The 15,351-nt window shown below is 43.1% G+C and carries 13 protein-coding genes and 1 pseudogene; 5 read left to right on the forward strand and 9 right to left on the reverse strand.

What is annotated here, in order from left to right; all coding sequences use genetic code 11:
- Positions 1 to 207: 207 nt before the first annotated feature.
- From G464_RS0102420 to G464_RS0102430, 3 genes are all read left to right on the forward strand, one after another.
- Entirely contained in the window at positions 208 to 1,380 is a 1,173-nt protein-coding gene (locus G464_RS0102420; protein ID WP_022856586.1) for an ROK family transcriptional regulator, read from the forward strand.
- A 70-nt stretch (positions 1,381 to 1,450) separates the two neighbouring features.
- The gene (locus G464_RS0102425) at positions 1,451 to 2,260 is read left to right on the forward strand and encodes an ATP-binding cassette domain-containing protein (RefSeq protein WP_021617347.1); all 810 of its coding nucleotides are present in this window, start codon (positions 1,451 to 1,453) and stop codon (positions 2,258 to 2,260) included.
- Between the two features lie 11 nt (positions 2,261 to 2,271).
- A complete protein-coding gene (locus G464_RS0102430) occupies positions 2,272 to 2,571 on the forward strand; it encodes a hypothetical protein (protein ID WP_021617348.1) in 300 nt (99 codons plus the stop codon).
- 392 nt (positions 2,572 to 2,963) lie between these two features.
- On the opposite strand, the pseudogene G464_RS08620 reads toward G464_RS0102430, so the two are convergent.
- The 9 genes and pseudogenes from G464_RS08620 to dnaA form a co-directional block, all read right to left on the reverse strand.
- Positions 2,964 to 3,232: pseudogene (locus tag G464_RS08620) on the reverse strand (type II toxin-antitoxin system RelB/DinJ family antitoxin).
- 346 nt (positions 3,233 to 3,578) lie between these two features.
- Entirely contained in the window at positions 3,579 to 3,803 is a 225-nt protein-coding gene (locus tag G464_RS0102440; protein ID WP_022856587.1) for a hypothetical protein, read from the reverse strand.
- Positions 3,804 to 3,858: 55 nt separating this feature from the next.
- Entirely contained in the window at positions 3,859 to 4,371 is a 513-nt protein-coding gene (locus tag G464_RS0102445) for a DUF3566 domain-containing protein (protein WP_022856588.1), read from the reverse strand.
- Between the two features lie 74 nt (positions 4,372 to 4,445).
- A complete protein-coding gene (gene gyrA, locus G464_RS08625; protein WP_022856589.1) occupies positions 4,446 to 7,016 on the reverse strand; it encodes a DNA gyrase subunit A in 2,571 nt (856 codons plus the stop codon).
- A gap of 29 nt (positions 7,017 to 7,045) precedes the next feature.
- Entirely contained in the window at positions 7,046 to 9,103 is a 2,058-nt protein-coding gene (gene gyrB, locus G464_RS0102455; protein ID WP_021617353.1) for a DNA topoisomerase (ATP-hydrolyzing) subunit B, read from the reverse strand.
- A gap of 173 nt (positions 9,104 to 9,276) precedes the next feature.
- On the reverse strand, positions 9,277 to 9,750 hold the full coding sequence (locus tag G464_RS08630; protein WP_022856591.1) for a DciA family protein: 474 nt from the start codon (positions 9,748 to 9,750) through the stop codon (positions 9,277 to 9,279).
- Positions 9,743 to 10,984, reverse strand: coding sequence for a DNA replication/repair protein RecF (gene recF, locus G464_RS0102465; protein ID WP_022856592.1), 1,242 nt, complete (start codon positions 10,982 to 10,984; stop codon positions 9,743 to 9,745). Before recF ends, G464_RS08630 begins: the two co-directional genes overlap by 8 nt.
- 10 nt (positions 10,985 to 10,994) lie before the next feature.
- Positions 10,995 to 12,119, reverse strand: a complete 1,125-nt coding sequence (gene dnaN / locus G464_RS0102470; protein ID WP_022856593.1) for a DNA polymerase III subunit beta — start codon at positions 12,117 to 12,119, stop codon at positions 10,995 to 10,997.
- Positions 12,120 to 12,624: 505 nt separating this feature from the next.
- Positions 12,625 to 14,205 carry a chromosomal replication initiator protein DnaA gene (gene dnaA, locus G464_RS0102475; RefSeq protein ID WP_021617358.1) on the reverse strand — a complete coding sequence of 527 codons (1,581 nt, stop codon included), beginning with the start codon at positions 14,203 to 14,205 and terminating at the stop codon, positions 12,625 to 12,627.
- Between the two features lie 569 nt (positions 14,206 to 14,774).
- Between dnaA and rpmH the strand changes: the two genes are divergently transcribed.
- Positions 14,775 to 14,909 carry a 50S ribosomal protein L34 gene (rpmH, locus tag G464_RS0102480; protein WP_021617360.1) on the forward strand — a complete coding sequence of 45 codons (135 nt, stop codon included), beginning with the start codon at positions 14,775 to 14,777 and terminating at the stop codon, positions 14,907 to 14,909.
- Between the two features lie 34 nt (positions 14,910 to 14,943).
- On the forward strand, positions 14,944 to 15,339 hold the full coding sequence (gene rnpA, locus G464_RS0102485) for a ribonuclease P protein component (protein ID WP_021617361.1): 396 nt from the start codon (positions 14,944 to 14,946) through the stop codon (positions 15,337 to 15,339).
- The last annotated feature ends 12 nt before the right edge of the window (positions 15,340 to 15,351 follow it).

Here is a 15,351-nt window from a genome sequence, read left to right on the forward strand (position 1 = left end):
CAACAAAACTGGCATAACAGGTGCATGAATCAGTTAAGCAGAATACGTGAGAGAAGAGACCTTCAAATTTAACGCAGCGTGCAGCCAGATTATGCATAACAGCTACAAGCCACGCATATGCAACCACTAAACCCCACTAAAATCGAAGAACAAGAAATATACGACATAAGTTGATTTTGCGCGGTTTTGTGTATTACTCTTAAAGACATGGCATCGCACATTTCTGGATCTCAATCATCGCTGAGAGAGGCAAATAAAGCTCTTTTAAGCAATGCTATTACTAAATATGGTGCGATGACGCAGATAGAACTAGCAGAAAATACAGGATTATCCACAGCAACGGTTTCTGTTTTAGTGCGTCAGCTCGTTGACGAAGGTCGGTTTACCACCACAGATACTGTACGCAGTGGCCGTCGAGCAACCTTAGTATCTATTGCCCGCAAAATGGGTATTGGTGTGGGTGTTGCTATTGAACGCCATAACTTATCTATTTGTATTACAGATTTTTCTTTGACTATACTAGGCACTCATTCTATGCCCTTGCCTTTTGGACATAAACCCGATTCCATACTTATTCAAGCCTCTCGTCTTATTCATGAAACACTTGATTCTCTCGGTGCCAGTGTAGAGGAAATTGCTGCCATTATGGTGGCTGTAGCCTCCCCTATTGATTGGAAGCATCAGCAGATAGGCGTGCTCGGTATTTTGCCGGACTGGGATGATGTGGATATTGTTGCGCATTTTAAAAATTCTTTCCATTGCGCTGTTTTTATTGATAATGATGCTAATGCTGCTGCTATTGCTGAACATAAGCAGGGTGCTGCAATCACTATGTCTAACTTCCTTTACGTTCATGCCGGAGATGGTGTGGGCTCAGCTATGTTTATTAACAACGATATTTACCGCGGATCTATGGGATTAGCTGGAGAAATTGGACACGTGCAGGTTGATCCTTTTGGAGATATTTGCGTTTGTGGAAATAGAGGTTGTCTCGATACGATTGTGAGCGAGCAACGTCTCACTCAGGTATTGAATTTTACTCATGGATCCATTACTTTAGACGATCTTATTCAAGGTGCACTCAATGCAGATGCCGGTTGCCGTCGTGTTATTTCTGACGCAGCCGTGCGCATCGGAACTGTTGTAGCTCAAACCTGTATTTCTATGGACCCTCAATCTATTGTTATTGGCGGTTCCCTCACTAAAGCGCACGAGATTTTCTTAGAACCTCTTCAACAGTCTGTTCAGCGCTTGCTTTTTCCTGATGCTGTGGAACCTATTCGCATTATTCCTTCCGATAATCCAGAAGGCAATGTTGTTTTAGGCGCAGCTTTATCCAGTATTGAACTTGCTTCTTCACTGAATAAAGTGAGCAATTAAGAGCACAAAGAGGAGCTGATATACTTGGTTGTTATTGATAAAAACGTTGAGGACATAGGTGACTTCACACATGAGTGCAATTGAACAAAAAACAGTGCTTGAGTTAAGTCATATTAATCTCAGCTTTGACTATATTGAAGCGCTGAACGATGTAAACTTAACGCTTAAAGCTCACGAAGTTGTAGCTCTAGTAGGAGATAATGGCGCTGGTAAATCCACTCTTCTTAAAGTTATTGCTGGACTGTATCACCCAGACAACGGTTATATTTCTGTAAATGGCGAAAAAGTCAATCTCTCTAGTGTGCGAGCAGCCAATGATTTAGGTATTGCATCGATTTTCCAAGATATCAATATGTGTATGAACTTAGATGTTGCTGCCAATATCTTCTTAGGTCAAGAAATAGCAAATCAAGTGGGTAACCGCAATGACGAGAATATGCATATTCAGGCGCGTCAAATTTTATCGCAGTTATCGTCTCCTTTAAGCGCTTTCCGTTCTTTAGAAGGCTTATCTACTGGCGAGAAGCAAACTGTTGCTATAGCGCGCGCCATGCTTCACGATCCTTCTATAGTTTTGATGGATGAGCCAACTGCTTCTCTGTCAGTTATTCAAACTGCTCAAGTTTTGTCGTATATCAAGGACTTACGTTCACGCGGTAAAGCAATTTTGCTTGTCTGCCATAATCTTCCCGATATTTTTGCTGTAGCAGATCGTATTGCTGTTATGCGTCACGGTCGGCTCGTTTCTGTTCACCGTACTGTAGAAACATCGTATGAGCAGATTATTGCTGAAATTGCGGGTGCACGTACTATTAACGAAGAGTTTGTGAATACAGAAGATCATCCTGAAGATCACAAACTGATTGATCGCTACAACTAAAAAGGATAATAATGACTTTAGCAATAATGATTGGCAGCGCTGTTCTCGGCCTTGTTTTAGGCATACTGTTTGGCGCTTTTCCGCTGCGTACCACAGAAATGACACGTAAGCAGGAAAGTTATGGTTCTGCTTTAGGCGTTGTATGTTTAGGTTTAGTTTTGATTTTGATTTTCCTCAACCAAAACGCTGCCTCATGGATTTTTATTGGAACAGTTATTGCTGGTTTTACGATTGCAAAAATTCCGCCTGTTCGTGCGTGGTTTGTGGCGCGCTTTAAGATTTTTAGGCCTAAGAAAAAGCGTAAGCGCTAAAAACTTTCACAAATCTCAGGATTTTGTGAGAGATTCAAAGTGTTCGTGTCTACACAGAGTTTCTAGTAGCTTATAGCCAATAACTATGGCAGATAACACAAGGCACTTGTCATCTACCGTGAATTACATATGTATATGTTCTACTTCTTAAAATGCTCTGAATGTGATTCCCACCTGTTGAGTACAAGAACGAGCACATCATGCTGAATTTCGTAAACTAATAACCGATCAGGTTCGATATGCCGCTCTCATGCACCCTTAAAATTTCCCGAAAACTCATGATCTCTATAACGTGCATCTAAACGATATCCCTGAGATAAAACAGAGATAATGCTGTTTCTTTGCCAGCTTCAAATCTTTCTTAAACTGACTTGTAAACTTAACAAGATATGTCATATGTCCAAAGCTGCTTTAAGATCGTCAATACTCTCATAACTCGGAACACTCTCATCTATAGCAATAGAACGTCCTTCTTGAATAGCAGCAGTTACATCGTTAGGTAAATCCAGCTTCAAATTAAAAGGAATGCCATTTTCGCGAATGGTGGTTTTGAGGAACATATTTATAGCAGTGGTCATATTCAATCCCAGCTCAGCAAAATATGTTCAGCCTGCTCTTTCACGACCTTATCGGTACGTATATTCAAATTTATACTAACCATATCAATACTCATACACAATTTATGTGCATTGTAAAGACAATGTCATTATATTATAAGGATTACAGGCTCTTGTGTTTTTAGCGGGGTTTTCGAGGTTGCAGGTGCGTGACTAGTAGCTGTTCTGCACAATCAGGCTTCACGCCGCGTTAAATTCGGAGAGCTATTGCTCTCACATATACTGGCTTAACCGATTCATACACCTGTTATGCCAGTTTTGATGGGCAAAAATGGTTTCAAAAGTGGCATATCGGTTGCGCGTATCAACTTCACGCATACAGGCAAGGAATCAACTGGAGTCTACTGAGTAATATCGCCCAAAAACCCCACTATGTCCGAAGATTATCTTTTACTCGTCTTCGTCGTTATCATCGTCAGGACGAGTTTTTTTATACAAAGTCCAACCTTGATAGCTTGTATAGCCAATAACAACAAGAAGGCAGGCAATAAACACCCAGCTTGCCCAATTTGTTATTGTTCCATCATGAATATAGCTGTAAATGCTTTGAATAAGCCATGCTGTGCAAGCTAAAGCAGTAAGAAGATAAAGACGCGACTGTGCTGTTTCATTCATGGTTCTTAAGTGTAGCAAAAGTTAAGGCTCGCACACTGCGTGCGAGCCTTAGTCTTTAATCATCACCCAAGGTGACGTGAATGCCACCAACCAGTGAACTTACTATGTTGTAGAGGAATGCTCCAATAGCTGCTAGAACTGTTCCCACCACAATCTCGAATACACTCACAATGGTGAAAATAGACAGCACGCGTCCCAGACTAATAAAGGAAGCAATATCGAAACCTTTAGAGTTCAAACCTGCACTCGACACAATAGAGGTGAGGGAATCAAAAACACCCACAGCCTGCAGTACATAATACAAGAAGACGACTGCAATAACCTGTATTAATGCAACAGCAATCAGCAGCATAAACGATACCTTGGTCACTGACCATGGATCAATCTGCGTTAAGCTCAGCTTCATACGTCGTGCTCGAGGAACAGACTTCTTCTTCTCTGCAAGAACAGACACATGAACTGTGTCCGGCGTAGTCGGTTCACTGGATGCCACACGAGCTTCAGTCACAGGTTTTTCTTCCGCTTGTTCTACCTGTGGCGTTTCTAATGCTTCGGTTTCATCACTCATGTGATTCCCCCTTTTCTTCTATTTTCAGCCTATATCTGAAGTTATAACTGAGTTTAGCTTAACAAAAGCACTGTCTATTGCACAGTTTGTGCGCTTTCTGTTACTGCCTCTTCACGAGTATCTTCGTCCTCAGTTTCTTTCTCCGCATTGCGGGCGATGGAAACAATTTCGTCGTTCTTATCTGGCTTCGCTAAGGTGACGCCTTGAGTAGTACGTCCTGTGCGCTTAATTTCGCTCACATCAGAACGGATTACTTTACCAGACTTCATAATCGCCATGATTTGGTCGTCTTCTTCTACAACAACCGCACCAACAAGCAGACCGCGACCTTCAACGAGGTTAATAGCCTTCACACCATAACCATTACGACCTTGCAAACGATATTCAGACAAAGCTGTGCGCTTAGCAAAGCCTTCGCTGGTTACGACTAACAGATCGGAATCGGACTCAGCTGGAACCACAGCCATGCTTAAGAGGAAGTCATCTTCCTTAAACTTCATAGCCTGAACACCAGCAGTCTGACGACCCATTGGACGCAAAGTATCATCATCAGCAGCGAACTTCACAGACATACCTGCATGAGACACCACAATAATGTCATCATTGCTATTGCACAGAGCAGCACCAATCAGCTCATCCGAAACTGTTTCGTTCTCGCCGTCCATATCCATCAAGCGAACAGCAATCAAACCGCCTTGACGAGTGGAATCATACTCTGGAAGCTTTGTCTTCTTAATCTTGCCGCTCTTTGTTGCCAGCACGAGATATTCAGCTGCTTCATAATCCTTAATAGACAGAATCTGCTGAATTTTCTCCTGAGGTCCTAACTGCAGAAGATTAGCAACATGCTGTCCCTTCGAATCACGAGAGCCTTCTGGCAGCTCGTATCCCTTCAAACGGTAAACGCGGCCTTCATTCGTAAAGAAGAGCAACCAGTTATGCGTGGACGTAGAGAAGAAATGATCAACAACGTCATCTTCACGTAGCCTAGCGCCCTTAATGCCCTTACCTCCGCGATGCTGAGAACGGTATTCATCCGCCTTCGTGCGCTTAATATAGCCCGAATGCGTAACAGTAACAACCACATTCTCTTCAGCAATCAAATCTTCCACATTCATCTCACCAGAGAATGGAAGAATCTTGGTACGACGTTCATCGCCATACTTTTCAATAATCTCATCCATTTCATCGCCCACAATCTTGCGACGACGTTCTGGACTGGAAAGAATATCGTTGTAATCAGCAATGCGACGCATCAGTTCTTCATGCTCGTCAAGAATCTTCTGGCGTTCCAAAGCTGCAAGGCGACGCAACTGCATAGCCAAAATAGCATCAGCCTGAATCTGGTCAACGCCCAAAAGCTCCATTAAACCTGTACGAGCCTGATCAACATCAGGGGAGCGGCGAATCAAAGCAATAACTTCTTCGATCATATCCAGAGCCTTGAGGTAACCCTGCAAAATATGATCGCGATCTTCTGCTTCGCGCTTCAAATACTCCGTACGACGGTAAATAACATCGAGCTGATGGTTAATCCAATGACGAATAAAAGCATCAAGGCTGAGCGTACGTGGCACGCCATCGACAAGAGCCAACATATTTGCGCCGAAAGTCTGCTGCAGCTGAGTGTGCTTGTAGAGGTTGTTGAGCACAACCTTTGGCACAGCATCACGCTTAAGAACAAGAACCAAACGCTGACCTGTGCGTCCAGAAGTTTCATCGCGCATATCGGCAATGCCTTGAATCTTACCATCGCGCACACCTTCTCGAATGGAGGATGCCAAACGATCTGGGTTCACCTGGTAAGGAAGCTCAGTAACAACCAAGCACAAACGACCCTTAATTTCTTCAGTATTCACCACAGCGCGCATGGTAATAAGACCACGACCTGTGCGGTAAGCCTGCTCAATGCCGTTATGTCCCAAAATTGTAGCGCCAGTAGGGAAGTCTGGTCCCTTAATAATAGCGATGAGGTTGTTGAGTAATTCTTCTTTAGATGCATCAGGATGATCCAAAGCCCAGTGCACACCCTGAGCCACTTCACGCATATTGTGAGGTGGAATATTGGTTGCCATACCCACAGCAATACCAGAGGAACCGTTGACCAGCAGATTAGGGAAACGGCTTGGAAGAACTGTTGGTTCCTGAGTTTTACCATCGTAGTTAGGAATAAAATCAACAGTTTTCTTATCAATATCGCGCACTAATTCCATAGCCAGAGGAGCCATACGGCACTCTGTATAACGCATTGCTGCTGCTGGATCGTCACCTGGAGAACCGAAGTTACCCTGTCCATCAACGAGTAAGTAACGCATAGACCAGCTTTGAGCCATACGCACCAAAGTATCGTAAATTGCAGAATCACCGTGAGGATGGTACTTACCCATCACATCACCGACTACACGCGAGCACTTGTTATAACCACGGTCTGGACGATAACCGCCATCGTACATGGCATATACCACGCGACGATGTACTGGCTTCATACCATCTCGCACATCTGGAAGAGCACGCTCCACAATTACCGAAAGTGCGTAAGCCAAATAGGATTCACGCATTTCTTTTTGCAGATCAGTGCGCTGCACGCGATGACCTGCCATTAAGCCAAAATCTTCGCCATTATCTGGCGTTAATTCGTCTGCCATTTTCTACCCTTTAATACAATCTGTCAGGTTTATGCATCAATAAAGCGAGCATCGCGAGCATTACGCTGAATAAACAATCGACGTGGCTCTACATCGTCACCCATAAGCATGGAGAAAGTTTCATCAGCTTGAGCTGCATCTTCAATATGAATTTGTTTCAAAATACGATGATGCGGATCCATAGTTGTTTCCCACAACTCCTGATACGACATCTCACCCAAACCCTTGTAGCGCTGGATACCTTCGCCCTTAGGAAGCTGACGACCTGCTGCCTTACCTTCAGCTAAAGCACGGTCACGTTCTTCATCGGTGTACACGAAATCGTGATTACCCTTCGTCCACTTCAAACGGTACAGAGGAGGCATAGCCACATACACATAGCCAGAGTTAATCAAAGGACGCATATAGCGGAACATTAAGGTCAGATTGAGTGTGGCAATATGAGCGCCGTCCACATCAGCATCGGCCATAATAATAATCTTGTGATAACGCACCTTGTCAATGTCGAATTCTTCGCCATAACCACCGCCAATAGCCGTAATCAGCGATTCAATGGTATCGGACTTCATCATGCGGTCGAGGCTGGCACGTTCGGTGTTCAAAATCTTACCGCGCAAAGGCAAAATAGCCTGTGTAATAGGATTACGACCCTGAATTGCTGAACCACCTGCGGAATCACCCTCCACAATAAACAATTCGCATTCAGCAGGATTATTGGACTGGCAATCCTTAAGCTTATCTGGCATACCTGCAGACTCAAAAATAGACTTGCGGCGCGTATTTTCGCGAGCTTTCTTAGCCGCAAAACGAGCACGAGCAGCTTCCTGAGCTTTCTGCACAATGCGCTTAGCTTCATTAGGATGTTCTCCCAACCAATCGCCAAGCTTTTCAGTTACTACACGCTGAACGAAAGTCTTTGCTTCGGAATTACCGAGCTTAGTCTTGGTCTGTCCTTCGAACTGAGGAACGGTCAGTTTCACAGAAATAACTGCTGTTAAACCTTCACGCACATCATCGCCGGTTAAGTTTTCGTCCTTTTCTTTAAGGAAGCCCTTCTCGCGCGCATAACGGTTGATTAAACCAGTTAATGCAGCACGGAAACCTTCTTCATGCGTACCACCCTCGGTTGTGGTAATTGTATTTGCGAAGGAATGAATAGACTCGGAATATGCACGCGTCCACTGCAAAGCAAGTTCAGCAGAAATACCCATCTGCAAATCTTCTGCTTCGAAGTCAATAACTTCGTCTTCAACAGGAGCAGTTTTCTTTGCCTTCACCAAGTATTCCACATAGTCTTTAATACCGTTTGGATACTTGTATGTTACGCTGCGATGCTGTGGCTTATCGTCAGCATTATTATCGGCAATTTCGTCGCCTGCCTCGTCTACAAAACGTTCATCTGTTAAGGAAATCTGCAAACCCTTATTCAGGAATGCCATCTGCTGGAAACGCGCACGTAAGGTTTCAAAATCATATTCAGTAACTTCAAAAATAGCTGGATCTGCCCAGAAAGTAACAGAAGTACCTGTTTCTTCGTCCTCGTTGAGAGCGCGCCCTTGAATAAGTGGGGTGACGGAATGCTGATTTTCAAAATTTTGCGTCCAGTAATAGCCTTGACGACGCACTTCTACGTTAATACGAGTAGAAAGAGCGTTTACTACAGAAATACCTACGCCGTGCAGACCACCGGATACGGCATAACCGCCGCCACCAAATTTACCGCCTGCATGGAGCTTAGTAAGCACCACTTCCACGCCAGATTTACCTTCGCCAGGCACTTCGTCCACAGGAATACCGCGGCCGTTATCGACTACGCGAATACCGTTATCTGGCAAAATAGTTACTTCAATATGAGAGGCAAAACCTGCTAAAGCTTCGTCCACAGAATTATCAACAATCTCATACACGAGATGATGCAGACCGCGAGGGCCAGTGGAACCAATGTACATACCTGGACGCACACGTACTGCTTCCAAGCCTTCCAGAACACGCAAATCGCTTGCATCATAATGTTCAGGGGACATTGTGTCATCAAGTTGAACGGAATTTTCTGTATCGTCCGCCACTGACGTTCCTTCCCAATTCATAAAAAATAACCCCGTACTTTTTATTGATGTGCGAGGTTCTTTTTGCTCCTACCCACGTTAAAAACCACAAAAAAGGCTCTTCTACGTGTTTTTACTTATTATGAATAGGGTACCAAAACATAGCGACACTTCGTCTGTAAAGCGCTTTAACGGTTTTTATAGATTTTTGACTGCTAATAGCGCGGATATCGTTTGCGTTTATATGGCTCTGGCTGAGGACCGATAAAACGAATGTCGCTGATTTCTAGACCTTCAATCTGCTCATTGATTTTAGTAATCATCTGTTCTTTCATAAAGCCAAGTTGAGTAGCCCATGCTGGTGAATTCACAAAAACCGTCAGTTCGGAACCGTGAAAACGCCCCACACGCGAATTTTGAGCTATGGTTTCACCCACAATTTGCGCCCAATCGTCATACAGATGAGCCACACCCATATGATTTTTCCACTGCGGATTACTCGTTATGGCTGCTAATACTGTTCCAAAATTAACCCAGTCGCGTCCTTTTTGTCCGAAACTTTGTGCTGCCAACTGATTTGATTCATCAAAACTGCGTCTTTGAACAAATTGATACGCATAAGGTTCAAAAATATGTGCAGCTAAACTATGAGAAGAAATACGAAATTCTTCGCTCAGAGGTTTACGCATGGGCACGATCACCTTCTGATTGCTTCATAAAATCCTCTAAAGAGGGTACATTGCTCATACTCATACTATTTGCACGCAACTTCTCAACATCAATAAAATGAACAAAAGATGATTTCTCAAAAAATTCTTCCGGAACATCATTTTTTGCTGCTACGGTAATAAATACCTGAGGAAGATGCGATGCAAAAGCCATAATATGCGCACGCCGTTCATTATCGAGCTGAGCAAAAACATCATCCAAAACAAGCAGGGGAGAGCTAGCTGTTTTTTCAGTAAGCACCTCGCATAAAGCCATTTTGAGGGCTAAAGCCAAACTCCACATTTCACCATTCGACGCGTAATCCTTGGCATCCATACTGTTGAGCATAAAAGCTATATCGTCGCGGTGGGGTCCAATAAGATTACGGGCTTGAGCCACTTCACCTTCAAATAAACGCTGATAATGCGCAATAATTGCATCATACGCAGCTTTTTTATCGCTAAACTGGTTCAGCTCATCATACGAAGGAATATACTGTAGCTGAGCTGTATGCTGTTTGCCCGCTAGCTGAGCATGAATCCTGGTAAAAACAGGAGATAATATATCTACTGTTTGCTGGCGAGCTTGGGTAATATCTATACCGAGATTAACCAGTTGATCTGTCCAAATCTCTAAGCTCGTAAAAATATGCGTAAAATCTACGCCAGCTCCACCAGCGTTCATGGTGGCGCGCAGCTGAGCCACATTTTTCAGTAAAGCAGCACGCTGTTTAGCAATGTGATTATATTGCTGAACTTTCTCGTAATAGCCAGAAACAAGGAAAACAGCTGCAGCATCGAGAAAATGACGTCTTATACTTGGCTCTGCAGAAATAAGTTTTTGATCTTCTGGAGCAAAGGTAACGCTCGGTATATCTCCCACAATATCGCGTAAATACTGGGATTTTCCGCCATTAATACGCGCTCTGTGCCCTCCTCGAGAAGATAAAGTAAGAGCATATTGTGTTGATTCTTCGCTATTTTTAGAAAAAAGAACATTCGCACGGATATGAGCAGAGACTTGTCCAGCTTGAATCAGTGGTTTTGCTGTATGTGTGCGATGACTCATACCAGTGGAGAGAAATTCCACTGCCTCCACAATATTCGTTTTTCCTACGCCATTATTGCCATAAAAAATCGTAATCCCAGGAGCACAGTCAATAATGCAGTGCTCCCAGGAACGATAATGATCTAAAGCAAGTTTAGAAATATACATTAATCAAGAACTAATCAATAAAGCGCATTGGAACGAGCAAATAACGATAATCTAAAGATTCATCGCCATCAATATCTTGTTGTCCGTTGAATTCTACTGCACGAGCAGCATTGACCATTTTCATACGCACATACGGTTCATCAATAGCGTTTAATCCTTCTTTCAAATAGGCAGGATTAAAAGCAACTGTAATTGCTTCGCCATCGAGTTGAGCATCAATAACTTCGTGAGCCTGGGATTCATCTGCAGAACCTGCAGAAAGTTGCACTTCATTATTGCTAAATACCATGCGGATTGGAGCATTCTTTTCTGCTACTAAAGCAACACGAGTAATTGCACTAATTAATTCGCTGCGATTAATAACGGCATGAATAGGATATTCATCCACAAACAGACCATCAACAGCAGGGAACTCACCATCAATAAGCTGAGCAGTGGACTGACGTCCTGCATTAGAGAAGCTCAATAATGTTGATTTCTCTGAATCGTAACCCATAACCACATTGCTGGAAGTATCAATGCTACGCGAAATATCTTTGATAACCGCGCCATCAATCAAAATAGTGCCCTCAAAATCAGGGTTTGATGGGGTCCAGTTGAAGCTTGCACGAGCCAAACGGAAACGATCGGTAGAGGTGAGCACAACTTTTTCGCCATCAATAGTCATGCGAATGCCCTTAAGAACCACACGATTTTCCTCGTGAGCAATAGCAACTGCTGCTTTTGCAATTGCATGAGAGAAAGTATCTGCATCCACCTGACCTAAATCTTGAGGAACTTCTGGCAAAGCAGGGTAGTCTTCATATGGCATTAACTGCAAAGAGAACTTAGATTTTCCACCAGAAATAGACAAACGAGAGTTTGTAGTTTCCAAGGAAATAGTGCCTTGAGGCAAAGCCTTAGCAATATCTGCTAACAGCTTACCTAGCACAACAACAGTTCCATCTTCGTCCACAGAAGCCTCTACATGATCGCGTGCAGACTTTTCATAGTCAAAAGTGGAGAAAGAGAGTTCTCCGTCATGCGCATCAAGCTTAATACCCGATAAAATAGGCACTGCAGGACGAGCAGGAAGTATGCGTGTAGCCCAAGCAACAGCATCAGCAAAAGCTGCAGAATCAACTTCAATTTTCATAATGTCTCCTACGCTAAAAATCTAAAATCCTATTGTACAGATTTTTTCGCGACGAAGAGAGCTTGATTTTTTCTGCTGCAGATTATTACGACGATTAAGTATAAAGATATAGATAGTAGTAATAATAAGGGCTGTGGATACTGTGGATAACTGCTCGTAACTGCTATTTTCCACGCCTTGCAAGCATTCTTTTGTTGTGGATAACTTAAGAAATGTATGTGGATAAGTAGGGTAGTTATGCACATCGTCCGGATAACCAAAAAATTATCCACATTTTCATATTTCTTATAAACGGCTTATTCACGGCTTATCCACCCATCTTTGCGCATAATGTGGATAGTATTGTGGATAACTTTTGTATATATTTCTTTTCCATCGGCGTGGCGCGAAGCTTAAAATCCTTTTGCCAGACGGATTCTGCTGAAAACGTGAATAGTTGATGCGAAAAGCAGGCAGCTTCATCTAGCTTCAGATATAGTCTGCGCTGGGCACAATAAAGAACAATTTATTCAGCAAAAGTGCGATTTTGCTTGAGCTGATTAGTCAGTTTTGTTACAGCAGTATATGTTTCTTGCTGCTCTTGCATTTCTGAAGAAATCTTACGGCATGCGTGCATAACTGTAGAATGATCGCGACCGCCAAAAGTAGCGCCAATATCCACCAAAGACATAGATGTTAATTCGCGCGATAAATACATAGCCATCTGACGAGCAGCAGCTACATTTTTTGTGCGTGACGAACCAACAATATCCTCAAAAGTGAGCTTATAATATTGCGCCACAAAGCTAATAATATTTGTTGGAGTAATCTCCACAGTTGAATTCGTAAAGTCTTTTAATGTCTGCTCAGCTAAGCTCTTCGTAATAGTTTGATTACTCAAACTTGCCATAGCAGAAATACGGGTGAGCGCGCCCTCAAGCACACGCACATTTTCCGTGACCTTCTCAGCAATCAAGTTCAACACATCCATAGGAATATCAATATGTTGAGCCTTAGCTTTCATGCGCAAAATAGCCACGCGCAACTCGTGAGAAGGAGGATCAATACTTACAGGCAATCCTTGGCTAAATCGAGAAATCAAGCGGTCTGGCAAACCCTTCAAATTTTTTGGAGGAACATCGGATGCCAAAACAATTTGCTTGCCCTGTTCATACAACTCATTAAAAGTATTAAAGAAAGCCTCCACAGTGGTATCGCGACCAGCAATAAACTGCACATCATCGACGAGCAGAATATCTACACCACGATAGCGGCGGTTAAATTCCACCATTTCTGCGCGACGGCTGCTTGCATTATTACCTAAAGCAATAACCAATTCATTCGTAAATTCCTCAGAATTCGTGTAGCGCACCTTCAAATTTGGATTAATCAGCAAAGCCTGATTACCAATAGCATTAAGTAAATGAGTTTTACCTAAACCAGATCCTCCATAAATAAACAGAGGATTATATTCCATACCAGGACGCTCAGCCGTTGCAAAAGCAATACTTTTAGCAAACTGATTCGATTCTCCAGGAACGAAGTTATCGAAAATAGCATTTTTATTGAGATGGGTAACTGCATCGCGCGTATTTGCTGGGGTATCCATCATAGCGCTCGATACAATATCTGGCTGCACAGCAGCAGGGACAGGAGATTCATCTGCTACAGGCGTTGGAACAGAAGAATGTTGAGATACCTGTTCGTGATGCACAGGAGCTGTTCTCTCTGGTGCAGCTGAAGGAGTGACTGGTTTAGTGACTGGAGGAGCTGTGACTGTATTATTCACTGGAGAGGTGTGTGCCGCTGGTGAAGCAGGCGTTGCTTCATTTTGCTCTAAAATATGCGGATCGATTTGCACAACATAGGTCATAGGCTGACCAGTAACCTGCGAAAAAATACTGGTTAATGCTTTATGAAGCTTTTTCTCTACTACTGTGCGGGTAGATTCACTAGATACAGTGAGCACAATCATAGTGCCGAAAATATTTGTGGCATGAATATCGCTAAGACATGCCATCTCGCGTAGGGTTAATTCCAGAGGTTGATCAAGCAAGAGTTGGTACGACTGATTCCAGACTTCAGCAGCATCCATCATATCTGCCATCTCGCCTCCTTCACAGTGACTACTGTTTCCTTCAAAGCTTTTATACCTACGGTTTTTATTCACAGCATTGAGCTCTTGAGATATATAACGCGCAATGACGTGTTATATATATGCGTGCGAGCGAATGTGTAAATTTTGCGCACATAAAACACAACTTTACATCCCCGCCATGCCTAATATCATGCCCCATCATTTATACACCGTGTTGATAAAGTTATCCACAGTCAAGCGTGTTGAAAATACACAAATGTGAATAACAAGGGTGTAATTTGTGAATAAGTGGATAAAGTTATTCACAAACTTATCCGCTTATTCACAAGGATATGTGTGGATAACTACACAGATGTCATTTAGAATGTGGATTGTTTAGGTGACTTTTCCACACTGTGGATAAGGTGTGGGTAACTTGTGGAACAACCGTGGATAACATTCCTATGCTCCTAATTGAGGGTGAATAAACACTATGAAGAGAGAGGATTTGCCTCAGTACAGGGTTTCGAGTAAGGTTGTAGAGATTGACTTAAAAGGAAAGCCGTGATGGACACGGCAAAAAATGGGAGCGTTAAATTATGAAGCGTACATTCCAGCCAAACAACCGTCGTCGTCACATGAAGCACGGTTTCCGTTTGCGCATGCGTACCCGTGCGGGTCGCGCTGTAATTAACCGTCGTCGTGCAAAGGGTCGTAAGTCCCTTTCTGCATAAGCGATAGCGCACATATATATAAAAGCGCCTGACAGTGGAGCGGTTAAAAAGTCATCAAGACTTTACTGCTGTCTTAAAGAAACGTCATAAAGTTTCTCAGAAAGATATAGTCGTCCATTTTGTTGTTACTTCTGTACCTGATAGTAATAACCGAGTGGACGACTTAGTCAGTTCTACGGCAAAAAATCGTTTAGGACTAGCAGTAACAAAGTCTGTGGGAAATGCGGTTAAACGAAATGCGGTTAAGCGCCGTTTTCGCGTACTTGCGCGACGTTATGAGCATCTTCTTCCCAGCGGATACAGTTGCGACATTATTATGAGAGCAAAACCTAGCTGCTATTGTGTAGCTTTTGAAGAGCTCGATCGCCAAGTACATGCTGTGTTTACTAAAATTGCTCACAGAGTAACCGAACCAAAGGATGCAGCGTGAGCATAGCCAGCA

Origin of the sequence: Alloscardovia omnicolens DSM 21503, from assembly GCF_000420505.1 — a bacterium.
In the GTDB taxonomy this organism is placed as follows: Bacteria; Actinomycetota; Actinomycetes; order Actinomycetales; family Bifidobacteriaceae; genus Alloscardovia; species Alloscardovia omnicolens.